Source organism: Kocuria sabuli, from assembly GCF_040981185.1.
GTDB classification, from domain to species: Bacteria; Actinomycetota; Actinomycetes; order Actinomycetales; family Micrococcaceae; genus Kocuria; species Kocuria sabuli.
In genome coordinates, this window is sequence record NZ_JAVHZE010000009.1 from 134273 (window position 1) to 151862 (window position 17590).

At 75.1% G+C, this 17590-nt stretch carries 20 protein-coding genes and 1 pseudogene; 7 read left to right on the forward strand and 14 right to left on the reverse strand.

Features of this window, described 5'->3' with window-relative positions; all coding sequences use genetic code 11:
• Positions 1 to 58: 58 nt before the first annotated feature.
• Together RE027_RS10865 and RE027_RS10870 are read left to right on the forward strand one after the other, a co-directional pair.
• Complete coding sequence (locus RE027_RS10865; protein ID WP_368808280.1) at positions 59 to 1066, forward strand: SDR family oxidoreductase; 1008 nt, start codon at positions 59 to 61, stop codon at positions 1064 to 1066.
• A 117-nt stretch (positions 1067 to 1183) separates the two neighbouring features.
• Positions 1184 to 1498, forward strand: a complete 315-nt coding sequence (locus RE027_RS10870) for a hypothetical protein (protein ID WP_368808281.1) — start codon at positions 1184 to 1186, stop codon at positions 1496 to 1498.
• Positions 1499 to 1543: 45 nt separating this feature from the next.
• On the opposite strand, the gene RE027_RS10875 is transcribed toward RE027_RS10870, so the two are convergent.
• From RE027_RS10875 to RE027_RS10895, 5 genes and pseudogenes are all read right to left on the reverse strand, one after another.
• Positions 1544 to 1684, reverse strand: coding sequence for a hypothetical protein (locus tag RE027_RS10875; protein ID WP_368808282.1), 141 nt, complete (start codon positions 1682 to 1684; stop codon positions 1544 to 1546).
• 38 nt (positions 1685 to 1722) lie between these two features.
• Positions 1723 to 2808: an FAD-dependent oxidoreductase gene (locus RE027_RS10880; protein ID WP_368808283.1), complete on the reverse strand. Its 1086-nt coding sequence runs from the start codon at positions 2806 to 2808 to the stop codon at positions 1723 to 1725.
• Positions 2809 to 2890: 82 nt separating this feature from the next.
• On the reverse strand, positions 2891 to 3862 hold the full coding sequence (locus RE027_RS10885) for an ornithine cyclodeaminase family protein (protein WP_368808284.1): 972 nt from the start codon (positions 3860 to 3862) through the stop codon (positions 2891 to 2893).
• A gap of 117 nt (positions 3863 to 3979) precedes the next feature.
• A complete protein-coding gene (locus RE027_RS10890) occupies positions 3980 to 4843 on the reverse strand; it encodes an alpha/beta hydrolase (protein ID WP_368808285.1) in 864 nt (287 codons plus the stop codon).
• Positions 4844 to 5006: 163 nt separating this feature from the next.
• Positions 5007 to 5165: pseudogene (locus RE027_RS10895) on the reverse strand (GMC oxidoreductase); the annotation flags it as partial.
• 219 nt (positions 5166 to 5384) lie between these two features.
• On the opposite strand from RE027_RS10895, the gene RE027_RS10900 reads away from it, so the two are divergent.
• Positions 5385 to 6821: an aldehyde dehydrogenase family protein gene (locus tag RE027_RS10900; protein ID WP_368808286.1), complete on the forward strand. Its 1437-nt coding sequence runs from the start codon at positions 5385 to 5387 to the stop codon at positions 6819 to 6821.
• A 27-nt stretch (positions 6822 to 6848) separates the two neighbouring features.
• Here RE027_RS10900 and RE027_RS10905 read toward each other — a convergent pair whose 3' ends face one another.
• The gene (locus tag RE027_RS10905; protein WP_368808287.1) at positions 6849 to 7397 is read right to left on the reverse strand and encodes a CueP family metal-binding protein; all 549 of its coding nucleotides are present in this window, start codon (positions 7395 to 7397) and stop codon (positions 6849 to 6851) included.
• A gap of 135 nt (positions 7398 to 7532) precedes the next feature.
• Between RE027_RS10905 and RE027_RS10910 the strand changes: the two genes are divergently transcribed.
• Complete coding sequence (locus RE027_RS10910; protein ID WP_368808288.1) at positions 7533 to 8312, forward strand: hypothetical protein; 780 nt, start codon at positions 7533 to 7535, stop codon at positions 8310 to 8312.
• A 22-nt stretch (positions 8313 to 8334) separates the two neighbouring features.
• Here the strand turns inward: RE027_RS10910 and RE027_RS10915 are convergent, their stop codons facing one another.
• The 3 genes from RE027_RS10915 to RE027_RS10925 all read right to left on the reverse strand — a co-directional run bounded on the left by RE027_RS10915 (position 8335) and on the right by RE027_RS10925 (position 10712).
• Entirely contained in the window at positions 8335 to 8700 is a 366-nt protein-coding gene (locus RE027_RS10915) for a YciI family protein (protein WP_368808289.1), read from the reverse strand.
• Positions 8701 to 8837: 137 nt separating this feature from the next.
• Positions 8838 to 9974 carry a Gfo/Idh/MocA family protein gene (locus RE027_RS10920; RefSeq protein WP_368808290.1) on the reverse strand — a complete coding sequence of 379 codons (1137 nt, stop codon included), beginning with the start codon at positions 9972 to 9974 and terminating at the stop codon, positions 8838 to 8840.
• 141 nt (positions 9975 to 10115) lie between these two features.
• Complete coding sequence (locus tag RE027_RS10925) at positions 10116 to 10712, reverse strand: LysE/ArgO family amino acid transporter (RefSeq protein ID WP_368808291.1); 597 nt, start codon at positions 10710 to 10712, stop codon at positions 10116 to 10118.
• Positions 10713 to 10782: 70 nt separating this feature from the next.
• On the opposite strand from RE027_RS10925, the gene RE027_RS10930 reads away from it, so the two are divergent.
• The 3 genes from RE027_RS10930 (at position 10783) to RE027_RS10940 (ending at position 12697) form a co-directional block, all read left to right on the forward strand.
• Complete coding sequence (locus RE027_RS10930; RefSeq protein ID WP_368808292.1) at positions 10783 to 11694, forward strand: LysR family transcriptional regulator ArgP; 912 nt, start codon at positions 10783 to 10785, stop codon at positions 11692 to 11694.
• Positions 11695 to 11818: 124 nt separating this feature from the next.
• Entirely contained in the window at positions 11819 to 12457 is a 639-nt protein-coding gene (locus tag RE027_RS10935) for a hypothetical protein (protein WP_368808293.1), read from the forward strand.
• An 84-nt stretch (positions 12458 to 12541) separates the two neighbouring features.
• A complete protein-coding gene (locus RE027_RS10940; protein ID WP_368808294.1) occupies positions 12542 to 12697 on the forward strand; it encodes a hypothetical protein in 156 nt (51 codons plus the stop codon).
• 111 nt (positions 12698 to 12808) lie between these two features.
• Here RE027_RS10940 and RE027_RS10945 read toward each other — a convergent pair whose 3' ends face one another.
• The 5 genes from RE027_RS10945 to sigK form a co-directional block, all read right to left on the reverse strand.
• Entirely contained in the window at positions 12809 to 13759 is a 951-nt protein-coding gene (locus RE027_RS10945; protein ID WP_368808295.1) for a PI-PLC domain-containing protein, read from the reverse strand.
• 88 nt (positions 13760 to 13847) lie between these two features.
• A complete protein-coding gene (locus RE027_RS10950) occupies positions 13848 to 14762 on the reverse strand; it encodes a hypothetical protein (RefSeq protein ID WP_368808296.1) in 915 nt (304 codons plus the stop codon).
• Positions 14759 to 15505: an HpcH/HpaI aldolase family protein gene (locus RE027_RS10955; protein WP_368808297.1), complete on the reverse strand. Its 747-nt coding sequence runs from the start codon at positions 15503 to 15505 to the stop codon at positions 14759 to 14761. Before RE027_RS10955 ends, RE027_RS10950 begins: the two co-directional genes overlap by 4 nt.
• Positions 15506 to 15689: 184 nt before the next feature.
• Complete coding sequence (locus RE027_RS10960; protein WP_368808301.1) at positions 15690 to 16487, reverse strand: anti-sigma factor; 798 nt, start codon at positions 16485 to 16487, stop codon at positions 15690 to 15692.
• A gap of 5 nt (positions 16488 to 16492) precedes the next feature.
• Entirely contained in the window at positions 16493 to 17101 is a 609-nt protein-coding gene (gene sigK / locus RE027_RS10965; RefSeq protein ID WP_368808298.1) for an ECF RNA polymerase sigma factor SigK, read from the reverse strand.
• Positions 17102 to 17590: the final 489 nt, after the last annotated feature.

A 17590-nucleotide genomic window follows, 5' to 3' on the forward strand; every position in this document is an offset into this window, starting at 1 on the left:
TGTTGCGCGCGACGACTCCTTACGGTGGAGCCACACCCCACCGACAGGAGCACCGATCATGAAGCTCAAGCCCATCGCGGACCAGGTCGTCGTCGTCCTGGGCGCCTCCAGCGGCATCGGCCGCGCCTCCGCGCTGCGCCTGGCCGAGCAGGGGGCGACGCTCGTCGTGGCCGCCCGCAGCGAGCCCGGCCTGCGGTCCCTGGTCCAGGAGATCACCGACCGCGGCGGCCGGGGCACCTACGTGGTGTGCGACGTCGTCGACCCGGACCAGGTCCAGGCCGTCGCCGAGACCGCGGTGAGCACCTACGGGCGGATCGACACCTGGGTCAACGTCGCGGCCGTGCTCGTGCACGCCCCCTTCGAGCAGACCCTGCCGGAGGAGTTCCGCCGCCTCATGGAGATCAACTACCTCGGCCAGGTGCACGGCGCCCTGGCCGCGCTGCCGCGCCTGCGCGAGGCCGGCGGCGGCGCCCTGATCGCCGTCTCCTCCGTGGAGAGCAGGGTCGCCCTGCCGCGGCACAGCGCCTACAGCGCCTCCAAGCACGCCGTGGAGGGCATGACCGACGCGCTCCGGCGGGACCTCCTGGCCGAGGGCGCGCCGATCTCGGTCACCAGCATCAAGCCGGCGACCATCAACACCCCGTTCTTCACCAGCGCGGCCCACACCCTGGACGTGGAGCCCACCGGTCCGCCGCCGGTCTACCAGCCCTCCGTGGTGGCCGACTGCGCGCTCTACGCCGCCGAGCACCCGGTGCGGGACCTCTACGCCGGCGGGGCGGGCCGCGTGATGTCCGCCACCCAGGCCCTCGCACCGCGGCTGATGGACGCCCTGCTGTCCCGGGCCGTGCCGCTGGAGAGCACCTCGAACCCCGCCCCGGGCGGTGCCCCCGGCACCCTGTACGCCCCGCGGGAGGACGACAACCGCGCGGAGGGCGACTTCAGCTCCCGGGCGCGCGGCGTCAGCGCCTACACGTGGCTGCAGACCCACCCCCGGGCCAAGTCGCTGCTGGCCGGCGGCGCGCTCGCCACGGCCGCCCTCGTCCTCCACCGCCGGGACGCCGGCTGAGCCGCCCCCGGGACGGGAACCGCCCCGGGCACGCCGACGGGCCGGGCGCACCGTGGGCCCGACCCGCCGGACGGTCTCAGCGGACTCCCACGGCTCCGGGTTAAGGTTCTGCCCGTGATGTCCCCGATGCAGACCCCGATCCCCCACATGTTCGCAGCCGAGCTCTACGCCGCCGAGCGGCTGCTCGCCGAAGCCATCCACGACGAGCACGTGAGCGTCGACGCCGTGGTCGTCCTCGACGCCCTGAGCGAGCACGTCACCGCCGAGGAGGCCCCCCGGCTCGACGCCCTCGCCCAGGACGCCCAGCTCACCCGGGACGAGCTCGACGCCGCCCTGAGCGACCTGGCCTCCCTGGGCTATCTCCAGGAGCTGGCCGAGCACGCGCCGCTCCTGTCGGACCTGCGCGCGGGCGTCTTCGGAACGGCCGCCTGAGCCGGGGCGGGCCTCCGCCCGGAGGCCCGCCCCGGCGGGACGGAGTCAGTCCTGCTGGTCGGAGTCCTCGTTCTTGGCGTCCCCGTGCTCGTGCGGGACCGGGGTCATCTCGGTGGTCATGTCGGCGTCGTCGATGCTGGCGGCGTCCTCGATCGGGTCGGGGCTGGAAGTCGGCTGCTCGCTCACGGGGTGCTCCTTCGTCGGGAGGGCTGGACGTGCCCAGCCTACGACGCCGCCGCGCCGACCCGGTGGGGGAGCTCCCCGGCGCCCAGCAGCCGCAGCGCCTCGAGGGCGGCGGCCCGTCCCGCGCGGGTGGCCCCGAGGGTCGAGGCGGAGGCGCCGTAGCCGACGAGCAGCACCCGCGGGTCCGCGAGCACCCGCACCCCGTCCATCCGGATGCCGCCGCCGGGCTCGCGCAGCCCCAGCGGGGCGAGGTGGTCCAGGGCGGGCCGGAAGCCGGTGGCCCACAGGACGGCGTCGGCGCGGATCTCCCGCCCGTCCGCGAGCCGGACGCCGTCGGGCGTGAGCGCCTCCAGCGGCCCGGCCGAGGCGAGGATCCCGGCCTCGATCCCGGCCCGGTACTCGGGCGTGAGGGGCAGCCCGGTCGCCGAGACCACGCTGGCCGTGGGCAGTCCGGCCCGGGTCCGCTCGTCGACCCGGCGCTCGACGTCCCGGCCCCACCGGGCGTCGAACGGCCGCTGCGTGAACTGCGGCGGCCGGCGGGTGGTCCACGTGGTCGTGGCGCCCGCCGCGTCGAGCTGCAGCAGGAACTGCACCGCGGAGGTGCCCCCGCCCACGACGACGACGTGCCGGCCGCGGAACTCCTCGGCGGAGCGGAAGTCGTGGGTGTGCAGCTGCCGCCCCCGGAAGCTCTCCCGGCCGGGGTAGTACGGCCAGTACGGGCGGTCCCACGTGCCGGTGCCGTTGACCACCAGCTCCGTCCGCCAGGTCCCGGAGTCCGTGACCACCTCGAGCGGCCCGTCGTCGGAGGCGGACTCCACCCGGCGCACGGCCACGGGCCGGTGCACGGGCAGCCCGAAGCGGCGCTCGTACTCACCGTAGTAGCGGGCCACCACGGACGAGGCGGGCTCGGCCGGGTCGGGCACCCCGAGGGCCATCCCGGGCAGGTCGTGGATCCCGTGGGCCCCGCCGAAGGTCAGCGAGGGCCAGCGGTGGCGCCACGCTCCCCCGGGCCCGGGGTTGGCGTCGAGGACCACGACGTCCTCCTCCGGCTCCAGTCCCCGGCGCAGCAGGTGGTGGGCGGCGGACAGGCCCGCCTGCCCGGCCCCGATCACCACGACCTTCAGCACAGCACTCCCCGTTCGTTGATGTATCACTATCTGAGAAACGGGAACGGGTGCCGGACTATTCCGGGCGACAGCGGGCGGGAGCTCAGGCCTGAGGCTCCACGAGCCCGGCCGCCACGGCCAGGTCCTGCCAGGACATCCCGACGCCCTTGAAGACGTTCGGCGCGTCGTCGCGGCGGGCGACGGCCCCGGTGACCACGTCCCGCAGCGGGACGAGGTCCTCGACGGCCAGCGCCCCCTCCTCGACGGCCAGCACGACGTCGCCGGCCTCCCGCAGCGCGGTGCCGACGTCCTCGACCACCACGAGGGAACGGCCCATCAGCCCGGGGTCCAGCTCGCGGCGGTCGGTCTCGTGCGAGCCCATGGCCACGACGCACGCCCCGTCCCGGACCAGGGACCCGTCGAAGAGCGGTGCGGCCGCGGAGGTCGCGCACACCACGATGTCGGCGTGGGCCACGTCCTCGGCGCTGCCGGCCGTCAGCTCGGGGCCGAGGTCGGCGAGCTCGGCCAGGACGGCCTCGACCTTCTGCGGGCTGCGGCCGACGACCATGACCCGGGTCAGCTCGCGGACGGCCGCGAAGGCGTGCACGTGGCCGACGGCCTGCGGCCCGGTGCCGAAGACGACCAGGTGCGCGGCGCCCGCGGGGGCCAGGGCGTCGGCGGCCACCGCGGAGACGGCGGGGGTGCGCAGCGTCGTCAGGGCGGCGCCCTCCAGCAGGGCACGCGGGGTCAGGGTCCGCGCGTCCATGAGGACGTAGACCGCCTGGATCCGGGGCAGGCCCCGCGCGGGATTGCCGGGCGCCACGGAGGCGATCTTCACCCCGGTCCAGCCGCCGACGGTCGAGGGCATGAGGAGCAGGTGCCCGGCACCGGCCGGGGTGCTGACGCGCTCCGGGTCCCCGGCGGGGTCGAAGCCCGCCAGGAGGACCTGCTCGACCAGGCGGCGGGCGCGCTCCGGCGGGATCCGGTCGGCGATCTGCGCGGCGGTGTACCAGGTGGGCGGGGCGTCGTTCATCGGGCGGCCTCCGTCGTCGTCGGGGACGTGCGTGCCCAGCATGTCATCCGCGCCGGAGCCGGTCGTCCGGGGCCGTGCCGGGACCCGCGGTGGCGCCGGACCGCCGGCCCAGCGCGTCCCGGGCCGGGGTCCGCAGCAGCTCCTCGCCGCGGCCGGGGCTCAGAGCAGCGAGCGCACATGCCGGATCGCCCGCCGGGCCTCCGGGGTCCACCACGCGCCCACGTAGACGTGGAAGCCGCCGGGCTCGTAGATCAGCCTTCCGGGGTTGCCGGCGCGCTGCAGCGCCCGGGCGAAGCCGAGGGCGTCCGCGGCGAGGATGTCCCGCCCGCCCTGCACCAGGTGCACCGGCGGCAGGCCGTCCGCGCTCCCGTAGAGCGGGCTGACCAGGGGGTCCGTCAGGGAGCGCTGACCGGCCCAGGCCTGGCACAGCGGGACGACCACGTCCGTGCTCAGCATCGGGTCGTGCGGGTCGATCTCGCGCACGGCCGGGTGGGTCGCGGTGACGTCCAGGGCCGGGGAGAAGCCGACGACGTGGTCGGGGACCCGCTGCCCGGTGTCGCGCAGGAGCATGGCCAGCCCGATCGCCAGGCACCCGCCGGCGGAGTCCCCCGCCACGACGATGCGGTCCGCGGAGGGGCGGGTCACGAGGTCGGCCCAGGCCGCGGCGAGGAACTCGTAGCCCTCGTCGGCGTCGCCCTCCGGGGCCAGCCGGTAGAGGGGCACCGTGACCGTGGTGCCCGTGTCCTTCACGACCTCGCGGATGATCCACCAGTGCGCCGGCAGCAGGGGGTTCACGAACGCCCCGCCGTGCAGGTAGATCAGGTGGGACCCGTCCGCACCGGCACGCGGGGTCAGGCGGAGCACGGGGCGCCCGGCGACCTCCTCGCGCACGACCTCGTGCGAGCGCCGCAGGTCCTTCGGCACCGCGGCGGGCTCCGGATAGGCCCGGCCCCGCAGCCGGTCCACCTCCTGGAGCGGGCTCAGGCGGGCGCGCACCGCCACGGCGCGGGCGGTCAGGTCCATCCGCAGGCTCATCGATCGTCCCCTCCGGGCCCGTCGGCCCATGTCCCCGGGGCGGCACGGCCCCGTCGGCGGGGCCGCCCTCGGTGTCCGGGGGCCCGTCGCGGTCAGTCTAGGCAGGCCCGCACGGGCCGGGGCGCCGGCGCGGCGCCCCGGCCCGGCGTCGTCACCCCGCGGCGTCGGCCGCGGCGGCTGCGAGCGCCGTGCCGCCGCCGGTGATGAGGGACGCGGCGCGCTCGGCGATCATCGCGGTGGGCGCGTTGGTGTTGCCGCTGGGCACCCGCGGCATGACCGAGGCGTCGACGACCCGCAGGCCGTCGGTGCCGGCGCCCACGACGACGTAGGTCTTGGCGGTCTCGTTGCTCATGACCCCAGTGAGATCCCCGGCACAGCGCCGGCACTTGTCCTCGCGCGCACAGTTCTCGACCCACCGCGCGCAGGTTCGCGCTGTGGGTCAAGGGCCGTGCGCCCACGGACAAGCCGACCGGGTGTGCGCCGGGTCACCATGGGAGCAGCACCGATCCGTCCTCGCGAAGGAGCCACCGTGACCACCACCGATTCCGCGACCGTCCCCGCCCTCGGCTACGACGAGCTGCTCGCCGCCATCACCGACCCGGACGGCCGGGAGATCCTCGACCCGGCCACCGGGGAGCTGGTCGGCCGCGTGCACGAGTCCACGGTGGAGGAGCTGGACCGGGCCCTGGCGCGCGCCCGCGAGAAGCAGCCCGAGTGGGCCGCCGTCCCGCACGCGGAGCGCTCGGCCCTGCTGCTGCGGGCCGCCGACGCCGTGGAGGCCAGCGCCGCCGCGCTCGCCGAGCTGCTCTCGCGCGAGCAGGGCAAGCCGGTGCACGCCGGGCCGAACGCCCTGTTCGAGGTCGGCGGCGCGGTCGCCTGGCTGCGCGCCACGGCGTCGCTGGCCATGGAGCCCGAGACGCTCTTCGACGACGAGTCCGGCTCCGCGGTCCTCTCCTACGACCCCATCGGCGTCGTCGGGACCATCAGCCCCTGGAACTGGCCGATGATGATCTCGGTCTGGCAGATCGCCCCGGCCCTGCGGATGGGCAACACCGTGGTCGCCAAGCCCTCCGAGTACACGCCGCTGTCCGTCCTGGGGCTCGGGCACGTGCTCGGCCAGGTGCTGCCCGAGGGCGTGCTCACCGTGGTGGCGGGCGGCCGGGAGGTCGGCGAGGCGCTCTCGAAGCACCCGGGCGTGGACAAGCTGATGTTCACCGGTTCGACCGCCACCGGCAAGGCCATCATGCGCTCGGCCGCGGACTCCCTGACCCGCCTGACCCTGGAGCTCGGCGGCAACGACGCCGGCATCGTGCTGCCGGACGCGGACCCCCGGGCCATCGCCGAGGGCCTGTTCTGGGGCGCGTTCATCAACACCGGCCAGACCTGCGCGGCGCTCAAGCGGCTCTACGTCCACGAGGACGTCTACGACGCCGTGTGCGAGGCCCTGACCGAGGTGGCCGCGGCCATGCCGATGGGTGAGGGGCGGGACGAGAAGAACGTCCTCGGACCCCTCCAGAACAGGGCCCAGTTCGAGATCGTCGCGGACCTCGTGGAGAAGGCCCGGGCCGGCGGTGGCCGGGTGCTGCTCGGCGGTGACCCGGCCGAGGAGCAGCCGGGGTACTTCTACCCGGCGACGCTCGTGGCCGACCTCGACGACGACAACCCGCTCGTGGTCGAGGAGCAGTTCGGCCCGGCCCTGCCGATCGTGAAGTACTCCTCGGTCGAGGAGGCCGTGCGGATGGCCAACCGGCTCGACGTCGGGCTCGGGGCCTCGGTGTGGGGCTCGGACGCCGAGCAGGCGCGCGAGGTCGCCGCCCGGCTCCAGGCCGGCACCGTGTGGATCAACAAGCACGGCGCCGTCGACCCCCGCATGCCGTTCGGCGGGATCAAGAGCTCCGGGTTCGGCGTGGAGTTCGGCATGGAGGGCCTCAAGGCGCTCGGCGTGCCGAAGGTCATCGCCTCCTGACCGGCCGCGGACGGCCCGGGGCGGGGATCAGACCAGGCGCATCGTGGTGAGGCAGGTCGGGTCGTCCGCGAAGGTGCTGAACTGCTGGGTCGCCGTGCCGGCGTCGGAGCTGATCTCGAGAGTGCCGGTGATGTCCTTGGGCAGCCACAGGCCTACGAACCCGTTCTCGTAGCTGGTCATGGTCCCGCTGAGGATCTCCGCCCCCGCGTCGTCGCTGACCCGCACGTCGAACTCCTCCCCCGCGAGCTCGCCCTGGCAGCCGGAGGGGCTGTGGTGGAAGCACTCGTGGGTGGTGCCGGTCCACGGGGCGACCGCGAGGTAGAAGCGGTCCTCCGGCATGGGCAGGACGGTCTCGGTCCCGCCGTCCGTCAGGACCACCTCGTCGTAGGTCACGGAGCTCGTCAGTCCCGCCGCACGGTCCTCGTGGGTGCGGTCGAGCCGCTCCACGACCTCCTCGGTGCCCACGCCCTCCAGCCCGTGCTCGCGCAGCAGGGCGTCGCCCTCGGAGCTCCCGCCCGCGCACCCGGAGGCGAGCAGCAGGACGGCGGCGGAGGCGGACAGCACCTTGGAGTTCATGGCGTCCACCCTACCGAGGCCCGGGGACAGGCCCGTCCCGGGCCCGCGGGAACCGGGCGGTCACGTCCAGCCGGCGTCCGGCCGGAGCGGCTAGACTGCGGGCTCCAGTGGTTGCAGGATTCGGGAGGATCCGCCATGAAGAGCACCGAGGGCAGCGCCGGCTCCGGCGTCGCGCTGCTGGTCACCGGGATCACCGTCGTGTCGTCCGTCCTGACCCAGCTGCGGGTCCTCGCCGTCGTGGGGCTGGTCCTCGCCGCCCTGCTCCTGGTCTGCCTGCTCCTGGCCACGGGCGGTCACACCGTCCGCCGGGGCGCGGCCGGCCGGACCGGGCAGGCGGGTCGGCCCGTGGAAGAGGCCCGGCGAGCCGGCGTGGAGGACATGCGCGCGGCCTGGCTGCACCGGCAGCTCGGGATCCTGCCGCCCCAGCAGCGGAGCGCGGACGCGGCGTTCGTCGCCGCCCGGCTGGCCGAATTCCCGCGGGCCGACTGGGACGTGGCCCGGCTCCGGCTGCACGGCCGGTCGCTCTGGTCCGTCCGGGACGCGGCCGGACGGACACCCCTCCACCAGGAGGTCGAGGCCCGGCTGGACCGGGTGGCCGCCCTGCTCTCCGACCTGACCGACGAGGAGTTCGACACCCACCGCGGACAGACCGACGACCGGTGGCTCTGCCACGCCGACCCCGACGTCCGGGCCGCCTACCTGGCCGGCGGGTGCGAGGCCGTGGAGGCGATCATGGACAGCATCTCCGCCGCCCGGGCGCAGACCCGGGCGGACGCCGCCGCGCGGGCCGCCGCCGACTCCCTGGCGCGGGAGCGCAACGCCGCGCTCAGGGCCCTGCGGGAGATGCACCGGCCCACCCGGACCCGGGACGCCCACGCCGCGTGGGAGGAGCAGGCCCGGCGGATCGGCCGGTGACCCGGTCGGTCCGCCGCCCCCCTCACGCCGGGAGGTGCTCCTCCGGGGCGCCCTGGAACTCCCGGACCTCCACCGGGAGGGTGGTCGCCCGGGCCAGCTTCCGGCCCCACTCGATGGCGGCGTCGTAGTCCGCGGCGGCGACGATGCAGACCCCTCCCGCGTGCTCGTCCTCGCGCTCGTACGGGCCGTCGGTCGTGACCACGTCGTCGCCGTGGAAGCGCACGACGACGGAGGCCTCCGCGCGGTCCAGGCCCCCGGCGAACACCCACGCCCCGGCCGCCCGGAGCTCCTCGTGGAAGGCCGCGACGTCGCGCATCACGGGCTCCAGGACATCGGGGGCCGCCGGCCCGCCGTCGGGCTGTTCGATGCTGAGCAGGTAGTGCTTCATGGTGGGCGAGCCTCCCTGGCCGTCGGGTGATCCTCGGAGTCTACGGTCGGGGCGGGCCCCCGAGACAGACCCGGACGTCCGCCGCCCGGCCCTCGCGGACCGCCTCCGCGCTGTCCGGTGCGTGCGCCGCGGACCGCTCAGCCGTTCTGCGGCGTCTGGGCCACGAGCTCGTCGTCACCGGGCTCCGCCACGGGCGGCAGGGCGCGGGCCTGGTCCCGGGTGGGACGCACTCCCCGCTCCACCGGCTCCAGGCGCACGGGCCGGCCGCTCTCGAGGGACGCGAGCACCGCCTCGTGCACCCGGATGTCCAGCAGCCCCTCCTCACCGCCGGCCTCGGGCTCGGCACCGGTCAGGATGCACTCCGAGAAGTAGTCGGTCTGGCCCGCGAACTGCTCCACCGGGTCGTGGGTGCGGGTCTCGGTCCGGCCGTCCCGGGTCACGGTGTAGCTGATGCCCACCTCGGGTCCGAAGCCGAAGCAGGGCTGCGCCGCGAGCGCGCCCCCGGTGCCCACCACCGTGAACTGCTCGGTGGCCTCGGCGGCGTAGCTGACGGTGAACTGCGCCAGGCGCTCACCGGGGAAGCGCAGCGTCACCGCCACGGTGTCGTCGAAGTCGAAGCCGCGGCCCGGTGTCCGCACGCCCATCGCGTGGACCTCGAGCGGCTCGGCCGCGAACAGGTGACGCACCTCGTTGAGCGGGTAGCTGCCCATGTCCGGGATGGGCCCGCCCCAGAACCCGGAGTGCCCGCGGTGGTTGGCCTCGTCGATGTCCTGGGCGAACACGGCGGTGAACAGCCGGGGGTCGCCCACCAGTCCCTCGTCCCGCACCCGGGTGATCAGCTCGAGGGTGCCCGGCTCGTGGTGCAGCCGGTACGCGACCATGAGCCGGGCCCCGCCGCGGGCGGCGGCGTCGATCATCGCCCGGCAGTCCTCGACGGACGTCTCCATCGGCTTCTCCACGAGCACGTGGATGCCGGCCTCGAGGGCCGGTTCGGCGAACTCCCGGTGCCGGAACACGGGCGTGGCGACGTAGACGGCGTCCACGTCCCCGGAGGCCAGCAGCGCCGGGTAGTCCCCGTAGGAGTACGCGGGCACGCCGTACTCGGCCGCGAGCTCCTCGGCCTTGGCCGGGGTACCGGTGACCAGGGCGGCCAGCACGGAGTTGCCGGTCCGGGAGATGGCCGGCAGGAACGCCTGCTGGGAGATCTGGCCGAGCCCGACCACCGCGTAGCGCACGGGGCCGTTCGTCGGGGGGGCGGTCCGGGGAGACGTCATGAGGCATCCTTCGCGGTCGGGCGCGGGGTCGGGCGGTCCTGGCCAGACTAGCGGCGGCCGGCGCCGGACGGAACGGCGGCCCGCACCCGGCCCGGGCCCGGATCCTCCGGGACCCGGCTGGTCACCGTGCCGGCGGTGGGATCAGCCCAGGATCAGGTTGAGGGCCAGGGCGAGCATCATCACGCCGATGACCAGGTCCACCACCCGCCAGGTGCGCGGGCTGTCGAGCACCCCGGACAGGGCCCGGGCGCCGTAGCCCAGCGCGGAGAACCACACGACGCTGCCCACCACGGCCCCGGCCGCGAAGACCCACCGGGCATCGGGGCCGTGCTGGTTGGCGAGGCTGCCCAGCAGCACCACGGTGTCGAGGTAGACGTGGGGGTTCAGGAAGGTCAGTGCCAGCGTGGTGGCGACCACCGACCCCCGCGACCGCGGGGCCTCCGCGGTCAGGGACGACGGCCTCAGCGCCGAGACGAAGGACCGCACCGCCCACCACGCCAGGTAGGCGGCCCCGCCCCACCGCAGCACGTCCAGAGCCAGGGGGAACCGGGACACCAGCGCCCCGATCCCGGCGGTGCCGCCGAGGATGAGGACCGCGTCGCTGGCCATGCACAGCGCCACCACCACGCCCACGTGCTCCCGGCGGATGCCCTGCCGCAGCACAAAGGCGTTCTGCGCGCCGATGGCGATGATCAGTGCCAGGCCGGTCATCAGGCCCGTACCCCAGATGCTCCACATGGCCTCGACCGTAGTCAGGCCACATCATGCAGACAATCGCAGGAACCGAGGGATCCATTAGAATTGCTTCATGCACTTCGAGCACCTCCGCGCCCTGGCCGCGATCGTCGACGAGGGCACGTTCGAGGCCGCCGCGGACGTGCTGAGGATCAGCCCCTCGGCGGTCAGTCAGCGGATCAAGGCCCTGGAGACGTCCGTGGGCCAGGTGGTGGTGCGCCGCGGTGTGCCGTGCACTCCCACGGAGGCCGGATCGGTGCTGCTGCGCATGGCCCGGCAGGTGCAGGTCCTCGAGGCGGAGACCCGGCACGCCCTGGGCAACGGCGTCTCCTCCCGGACGGTGACCCCGGTGGCCGTCAACGCCGACTCCCTGGCCACCTGGTTCGTCCCCGTCCTGGCCGAGGCCGCCCGCTGGGCGGACACCACCCTGGACCTGCACGTCGAGGACCAGGGCCACAGCAGCCGGCTCCTGCGCCGAGGAGACGTCCTCGGCGCCGTCACCGCCGATCCCGCGCCGGTCAACGGGTGCCGGGTCGAGCGGCTGGGCTCCATGCGCTACCTCCCCGTGGCCACCCCCGCGCTGCGCGGGCGGTTCACCACCGGCACCGGCGTCGACTGGCCGGGCATGCCCGTGCTCCGGTTCAACGCCAAGGACGACCTGCAGCACCAGCTCCTCTCTGCCCGCGGCGTCGAGCGGCCCCCGCCCACCCACACCGTCCCGTCCTCCGAAGGATTCCTCGCGGCCGTGCGGGCCGGCCTGGGCTGGGGCATGATCCCGGAGCTGCAGCTGGAGACGGAGCTCGCCGGCGGGTCTCTGGTGCTGCTGGAGGAGCACGCCCACCACGACGTCGTCCTCCACTGGCAGACCTGGACGCTGGGCTCGGAGCGGCTGGACCGCCTCACCGGGTCCGTCCGCCGGGCCGGTCGACGCCGGCTGCGCACCACGCCGCCGGACGGGCGGACCACCGCGTCACGGAAGTCGTGACCCACCGCGCCCGGCCCTCCGCACGGCGCGGGCGGACCCGGCGGAGCGCCCGACCGCACCGATGGGCGATCATGGGAGGCCCGGGGGACCGCTCAGCGTCCGTCCCCACCTGTGAGGAGGATCCGTGCCCAAGAGCAAGGCGCGCAAGAAGGCCGCCGCCAAGAAGAAGCAGCAGCGGCGGGAGTTCCACGCCGCCGCCGGCGCCCGCACCGTCGACGTCGAGGGCGCCCCGCAGGGCACGTGGGACGACGACGCCCACGAGCTGCTCGTCGCCCGCGGCTGGGTGGCCTACCGCGACCTCGAGATGGACCAGCTGGGCGACGGCTGGGAGTGGCTGCCGTCCCAGCTGCCGCTGGACGCCGGCGTCGGCGGCGAGCCCGGGCCCACGTCCGTCTTCGCCGCGGCGGAGGGCGGCTACGACGTCGAGCTCGCCAATCCGAACGGCACCGTGGACCCCGACCGCGCGGGGCACTACGACACCCTGGAGGAGCTCGCCGCGGCCCTGGACGACCTCGAGGCCTGGCGGGTCCCGGCCGACGAGTACGTGCTGCCCGACGACCCCAGCTTCTCGGCGGACACCCCCTGGCAGATCTGCCAGCTCTACGCCGGCGGGATGATCGACCACTGGGAGCTCGCGGCCGACCTCCTCCACTTCCCCTACGAGCAGACCGCCGACGGGTTCGCCGCGGTGGAGCGGGCCCACCGGGTCGGGCTGATCCCGGCGTCGCTCTACGACGCGGTGGTCGCCGGCCGGGCGGCGTAGGACGCCCCGCTCCCCTTGTCCCGGTTCCGGACGCGGGCGTAGCGTGGCACCGGACCATCACCCTGCTGAGGAAGAAGGAGCGTCATGACAGAGACCCCCGACCCCGCCGAGAACAAGCCGTCCCAGGCCGAAGGGGACGTCCCCGAGGACCAGGACGTGGTGCCCGCCGTCGACCCGGAGGACAACAAGCCCTCGCAGGCCGAGGGCGACGCGCCCGCCGACGCCCCCGGCGACGACTGAGACCGGCCCCGGAGCGCCGGGCATCCCCGTGACCGGGGGTGCCCGGCGCTCCGCTGTCCGGGCACGGCCGGTTCCGGCGGTGGGCCCCCGTCCTGGACCGGACCCCGGGCGTCAGTGCCGGCTCAGGCCCCGGCCGTGCCGGCTCTCGGACCTCGGGGCCCACCCCGGGAGCCCGAGGAGGTCGGACGCCTCGCGGTAGTGGCTGGTCGAGAGGATGCCGAAGCCCGTCTCGACCGCGCGCCGGTAGTACTGGGCGTCCAGGTCGTCGGCGGGCAGGTTCTCGTCGTAGCGGTGCAGGTCCAGGCGCATGGGCACCTTCCAGCCGCGCATCCGCAGGCTCTCCTCCATGTCCGGGACGTAGTGGCCGGCGAAGCCGATGACCCGCCCGATGTCGGGCACCTCGCGCCGGACGTCGTCGACCGTGGCGAGCCCGTCCGGATGGGTCGGCACGAAGCAGACGAGGTCGGGAGCGATCCGGCGGTAGACGGCCAGTTCCGTCAGCCCGTTCACCCCGACCACCACCTGGCTCTCGGCGCGGTGGTCCCGGACGAGCCCGACGACGGTCTCGGGGGCCACGTTCTTGACGTCGAGCCACAGGACCGCTCCGGCCAGCACGGCCCAGGTGAGGAACTCGCCGGCCTCCCGCACCGGGTAGCGGGTGACCTCGCCGTAGTTGTCCACCAGGTGCTGGCTCAGCACGTAGTCGGCGGACTGCTCGCTCACCGGGCCCACGCCGGTGCACCCGTAGCCCATGACGGCCTCGTGCAGGACGACGCACTGGCCGTCCACGGTGCTGCGCAGGGTGATCTCGACCATGGTGCGCGCCCGGGTGGCGAGGACGTTCTGGGCCGACTCGAGGGCGGAGCAGGGCCACGAGCCGTCGGGGTGGTAGCCGCCGCGGCGGGCGAGCAGAAGGGGGCCGGTGGCGGCCAGGTGGTCGTGGCGCGTGTACGCCGCCAGCTCGGCCGGCGAGTCGAAGACGATGCTGTGCTGTGCCGGCCGGGCGGAGGACGCCGCGGAGGCGCAACCCAGCGGGTCCGGTCGGTGGGAATCGTTCGGCATGGATACTCCTGGGGGGATGGGAGCGCAATCGGCGGCCGTGGGGGAACGGCCGGCGGGCGGGAGGCGGGGGAACCGCCCGTCCACGTGCTCAGGGGCCCTCGGCCTCCCGTGCACGCTCCAACTCTTCCACGTCCGAGCGCGAATACGTGGCCGCGATCTGCATGTCGTTGCCTCCGCGGAGCACATTGGTCGTCTTGAGGCCCTGGAACGCCAGCCGGGGAACGGGCCGGTACGTGGTGCAGCCGTCGCCGACCGGCCGGGTCCCGGTCCCGTGGCGCAGGGCGACGGCGTGCAGCCACACGTCGTCGGCCATCGGCGCGCACGCCGTGAACCCCGTGCCGGCCTCGCGCAGGGCGTCGAGCAGGTGCGGCGGGTAGAGCACGCCGGAGGTGCCGGTGGCGAAGGTGCACGGGGAGGCCTCCGCGGGGGCGCCGGGCACCCACGTGGCGTAGGGCAGGATCCGCCCCGCCCGGACGCGGATCCGGTGCACCCGGTGCGCCACCACGTCGCCGGGGTGCCGCGCGTGGACGGCGAGCAGCTCCTCCAGCCATGTCCCGCCGTAGAGGACGTCGTCGTCCGCGATCACCAGCGGCAGCTCGTGCCGGGCCTGGGAGCGGACGTAGGGGTAGTACTTCTGGTGGGGTCCCCAGGCCTCGGTGGAGCGGATCTCGAGGCCGCGGCGCACCAGCCGGGCCAGCGGTGCGGGCGGGTCGGCCACCACGCCGGCGTCCTCGAGCCACAGGATCAGCCGCCGCGGGCGCACGGTCCCGTGCGCGATCGACTCGACGGCCAGGTGGACCGTGCGGATCCGGTTCCCGTAGGACGTGAGGCTCACGACGACGGGTGCGTCGCCCCGCACGGGCGTCGCCGCGAAGCGGTTGCGCGCCCGGAAGTACAGGGCGCTGCGGCTGGTCCGGAACGAGCGCAGCCAGCTCCGGACCAGCTCGCGGGACAGTGCCCACCGCAGGGGGTGGGGCCGCCGTCCGGCCGAGCGGGCGGTCATGCCGGGGGTCCCAGCGCGGCGCGCGCCGCTTCGCCGCCCAGCTGCAGGACGCCCGAGTCGGTCGTCACCGCGATCCAGGAGAAGCCCTGCGCCCGCAGGGCGGCCGCCCGCTCCGGCGAACCGGCGTAGGCGCCCAGCAGGACGCCGGCCGCCCGGCACGCGCGCACGATCACCGGCAGGGGCGCGTCCTCGGCGGTGTCCGCGAGCATGTCGTCGACGTCCCGGTCCAGCGCGAGCGCGAGGTCGAAGGGCCCCACGAAGACCATGTCCAGGTCCGGCGTGGCGGCGAGCTCCGCGACCCCGGCCACGGCCCGGGCCGTCTCGACCATCACCGCGCACAGCGGGCGCGGCATCGACGCCGCGCTCCCGGCGTGGTCCCTGCTGCCGGGCAGCGGGCCCCAGCTGCGGGCGCCCCGCGGCGGGTAGTGCGCCGCTGCCACCGCGGCCTCGGCCTGCTCCGCGTCCTGAACCAGGGGCACGATCACGCCGTCCGCCCCGGCGTCGAGCGCCCGGCCGATCGCCGTGGGGTCGTTCGCGGCGACCCGGACCAGCACGGGGACCTCCGCCCCGCGCCGCAGGGCGAAGAGACCACGGAGGCCGGCGTCGTCGAAGTGGCCGTGCTGGGCGTCGACGCCCACCCAGTCGAAGCCCGCGCGTTCGAGCGCGAGCGTGGTGCGGGCGTCACCCAGCGTGGCCCACACCCCTGCGTGCACCGCGTCCGTGGAAGGAGCCGTCTCGGTCATGGGCTCATTCTGGCAGTGATCTCCCGGCCGTGGCCGTTGTCCGGGGCCGGGAGGCCCCGACGACGCACGTGACGGCCGTGGCCGGCACGGCGGGCGGCACGACCCGGAGCGCCACGGAGGCGTATCCGCCGGCCACGGCGTGGAGGAGGGCGCTCCGGAGCGTGCGGCAGCTGAGGGGCCGCGCTCAGACCTCCACGGCGGCCAGCACCGGCAGGGTGGGCGTCTCGGACCCGCCGGCGGGCTCGACCGTCATGGCCACCGCCCCGGCCCGGTCGACGTCCCCGTCCAACCAGACCTGGACCTGTCCTCCGCCGAAGTGCACGTCCGGCACCGGGGATCCGTCCTGCATCAGCCACAGCTGGTACTCCTGCCCCTCCCCCGGGGCCGGGAGGTCGGCGGCGACGAGCATGGCCACGTCCTCCTGCTCGGAGACCACCAGGGTGGCGGTGCGCCCGTCCACCGCCAGCTGGTGGGTCGCGACGTCGGCGGCGGCCAGCAGGCGGGTCTGCCGGTCCTGCTCCTGGGCGGCGAGCTGCTGCTGCTCGCGCTGCTCGGTCTGCGTGCCGATCGCCCAGCCGCCCAGCGCGGCGCCGGGCAGCAGCACCGCGGCCGCCGCCGCGGCGGCCAGCCACTGCCGCCGCGGGCGCCGCCGCTGCGCCAGGAAGACGACCTCGGCCCCGGAGCTCGCCCCGGTCCCCGGGCCCGCCGCGGAGGAGCTGCCGGCGGACGTGCCGGTGGGCGCCCCGGTCCGGGTTCCGTGGACGGCCGCGAGGACGTTCCCGCGCAGCGCCGGCGGCGGGTCCTGGGCCACCGCCGAGGCCAGCGCCGCGCCGACCTCCCCGTACGAGTCCACCTCCGCGCGGCACGCCGCGCAGCCGCGCAGGTGCTCCTCGAACACGGCGCGCTCCTCCGGCTCGAGGGCGTCCACCGCGTAGAGCGCCGCGTCCCCGTGGACGTCGACGGACCGGTCGCCCCCCTGCATGTCGTTCACCGCTGCACCCCCAGTGCTGAGCGTAGGTTGTTGAGTCCGTCCCTGATCCGTGCCTTCGCCGTGCCCAGTGGGACGGCCAGGTGCTCGGCGACCTGTCGGTGGGTGTAACCCCGGTAGTACACCAGACAGACGGCCTCGCGCTGGATCTCGCTCAGGGCCCCCAGCCCCGTGCGGACCTCCTCGGTCTCCAGCGACTGCTCGACCTCCCCCCAGGTGGCGTCCGCGGGCGCCCCGGCCTGGCGCAGCTCGTACTGCTCGTCCCGCACCCGTTCCCGCTGGCTCTGCCGGATCCGGTCCACGGCACGCCGGTGGGCCATGGTGCACAGCCAGGCCAGCACCGTGCCGCGCTGCGGATCGAAGCGGTCCGCCTGCTGCCAGGCCATGAGGTAGACCTCCTGCACCACCTCGGCGGCCAGTTCCGGGGACCGCGTCAGCCGCACCACGAGGCCGAACAGCTTCGTGCACGTGGCGTCGTACAGCTGGGCGAAGGCGGCTTCGTCCCCGCCGGCGCTGCGCCGCAGCAGCTCGGCCTGGTCGTCGGTGCCGGAGGAGGGACGGGGGTGGGCCCCCGGGCCGGAACTGCGGCCGGTCGGTCCTGCACTCACGTGATCTCGCTGTTCACTAGGGGGGCAACGCCTCGCCCGCCTTCCCGGCGAGGACAGTCCTGCCCCGCACCCTGCCACATCGGCGGGGTGCGGGGCCGCCGACACACGCTGTCTCTCCATGTCCTGTGTTCGTCACCGGGAGCGCTCCGGACGGGTCGGGAACGCTGCCGATCCGCCCCGTGCCGGACGGGAGGCCCGTCCAGGACGCCGGAGAAGTTTTTCGCGTCCGCACCCATCCGGGGGCGCTCCGGCGGCGAACTCCTCGTGCACACACCGAAATGTGGGCACACGGCACGACCCCCGGTACGACACAGGAGAGATTCAGATGCGCAAGTCCATGTTCCTGGCAGTCCCCACCCTGGCCCTCGGCGCCCTCACCCTCGCCGCTGCCCCCGCCTCCGCCCACGAGGGCGACATGTGGTCCTCCCAGGCCACCCTGAGCGCCCTCAACAACTCCGGCACCACCGGCGAGGTCATGGTCGACGTCCA

Bases quoted from the DNA above. Each gene is read 5' to 3' on its own strand.
- RE027_RS10865 (WP_368808280.1), top strand. From the start codon at position 59: ATGAAGCTCAAGCCCATCGCGGACCAGGTCGTCGTCGTCCTGGGCGCC.
- RE027_RS10870 (WP_368808281.1), top strand. From the start codon at position 1,184: ATGTCCCCGATGCAGACCCCGATCCCCCACATGTTCGCAGCCGAGCTC.
- RE027_RS10885 (WP_368808284.1), bottom strand. From the start codon at position 3,862: ATGCTGGGCACGCACGTCCCCGACGACGACGGAGGCCGCCCGATGAAC.
- RE027_RS10890 (WP_368808285.1), bottom strand. From the start codon at position 4,843: ATGGACCTGACCGCCCGCGCCGTGGCGGTGCGCGCCCGCCTGAGCCCG.
- RE027_RS10905 (WP_368808287.1), bottom strand. From the start codon at position 7,397: ATGAACTCCAAGGTGCTGTCCGCCTCCGCCGCCGTCCTGCTGCTCGCC.
- RE027_RS10910 (WP_368808288.1), top strand. From the start codon at position 7,533: ATGAAGAGCACCGAGGGCAGCGCCGGCTCCGGCGTCGCGCTGCTGGTC.
- RE027_RS10915 (WP_368808289.1), bottom strand. From the start codon at position 8,700: ATGAAGCACTACCTGCTCAGCATCGAACAGCCCGACGGCGGGCCGGCG.
- RE027_RS10920 (WP_368808290.1), bottom strand. From the start codon at position 9,974: ATGACGTCTCCCCGGACCGCCCCCCCGACGAACGGCCCCGTGCGCTAC.
- RE027_RS10925 (WP_368808291.1), bottom strand. From the start codon at position 10,712: ATGTGGAGCATCTGGGGTACGGGCCTGATGACCGGCCTGGCACTGATC.
- RE027_RS10930 (WP_368808292.1), top strand. From the start codon at position 10,783: ATGCACTTCGAGCACCTCCGCGCCCTGGCCGCGATCGTCGACGAGGGC.
- RE027_RS10940 (WP_368808294.1), top strand. From the start codon at position 12,542: ATGACAGAGACCCCCGACCCCGCCGAGAACAAGCCGTCCCAGGCCGAA.
- RE027_RS10945 (WP_368808295.1), bottom strand. From the start codon at position 13,759: ATGCCGAACGATTCCCACCGACCGGACCCGCTGGGTTGCGCCTCCGCG.
- RE027_RS10950 (WP_368808296.1), bottom strand. From the start codon at position 14,762: ATGACCGCCCGCTCGGCCGGACGGCGGCCCCACCCCCTGCGGTGGGCA.
- RE027_RS10955 (WP_368808297.1), bottom strand. From the start codon at position 15,505: ATGACCGAGACGGCTCCTTCCACGGACGCGGTGCACGCAGGGGTGTGG.
- RE027_RS10960 (WP_368808301.1), bottom strand. From the start codon at position 16,487: ATGCAGGGGGGCGACCGGTCCGTCGACGTCCACGGGGACGCGGCGCTC.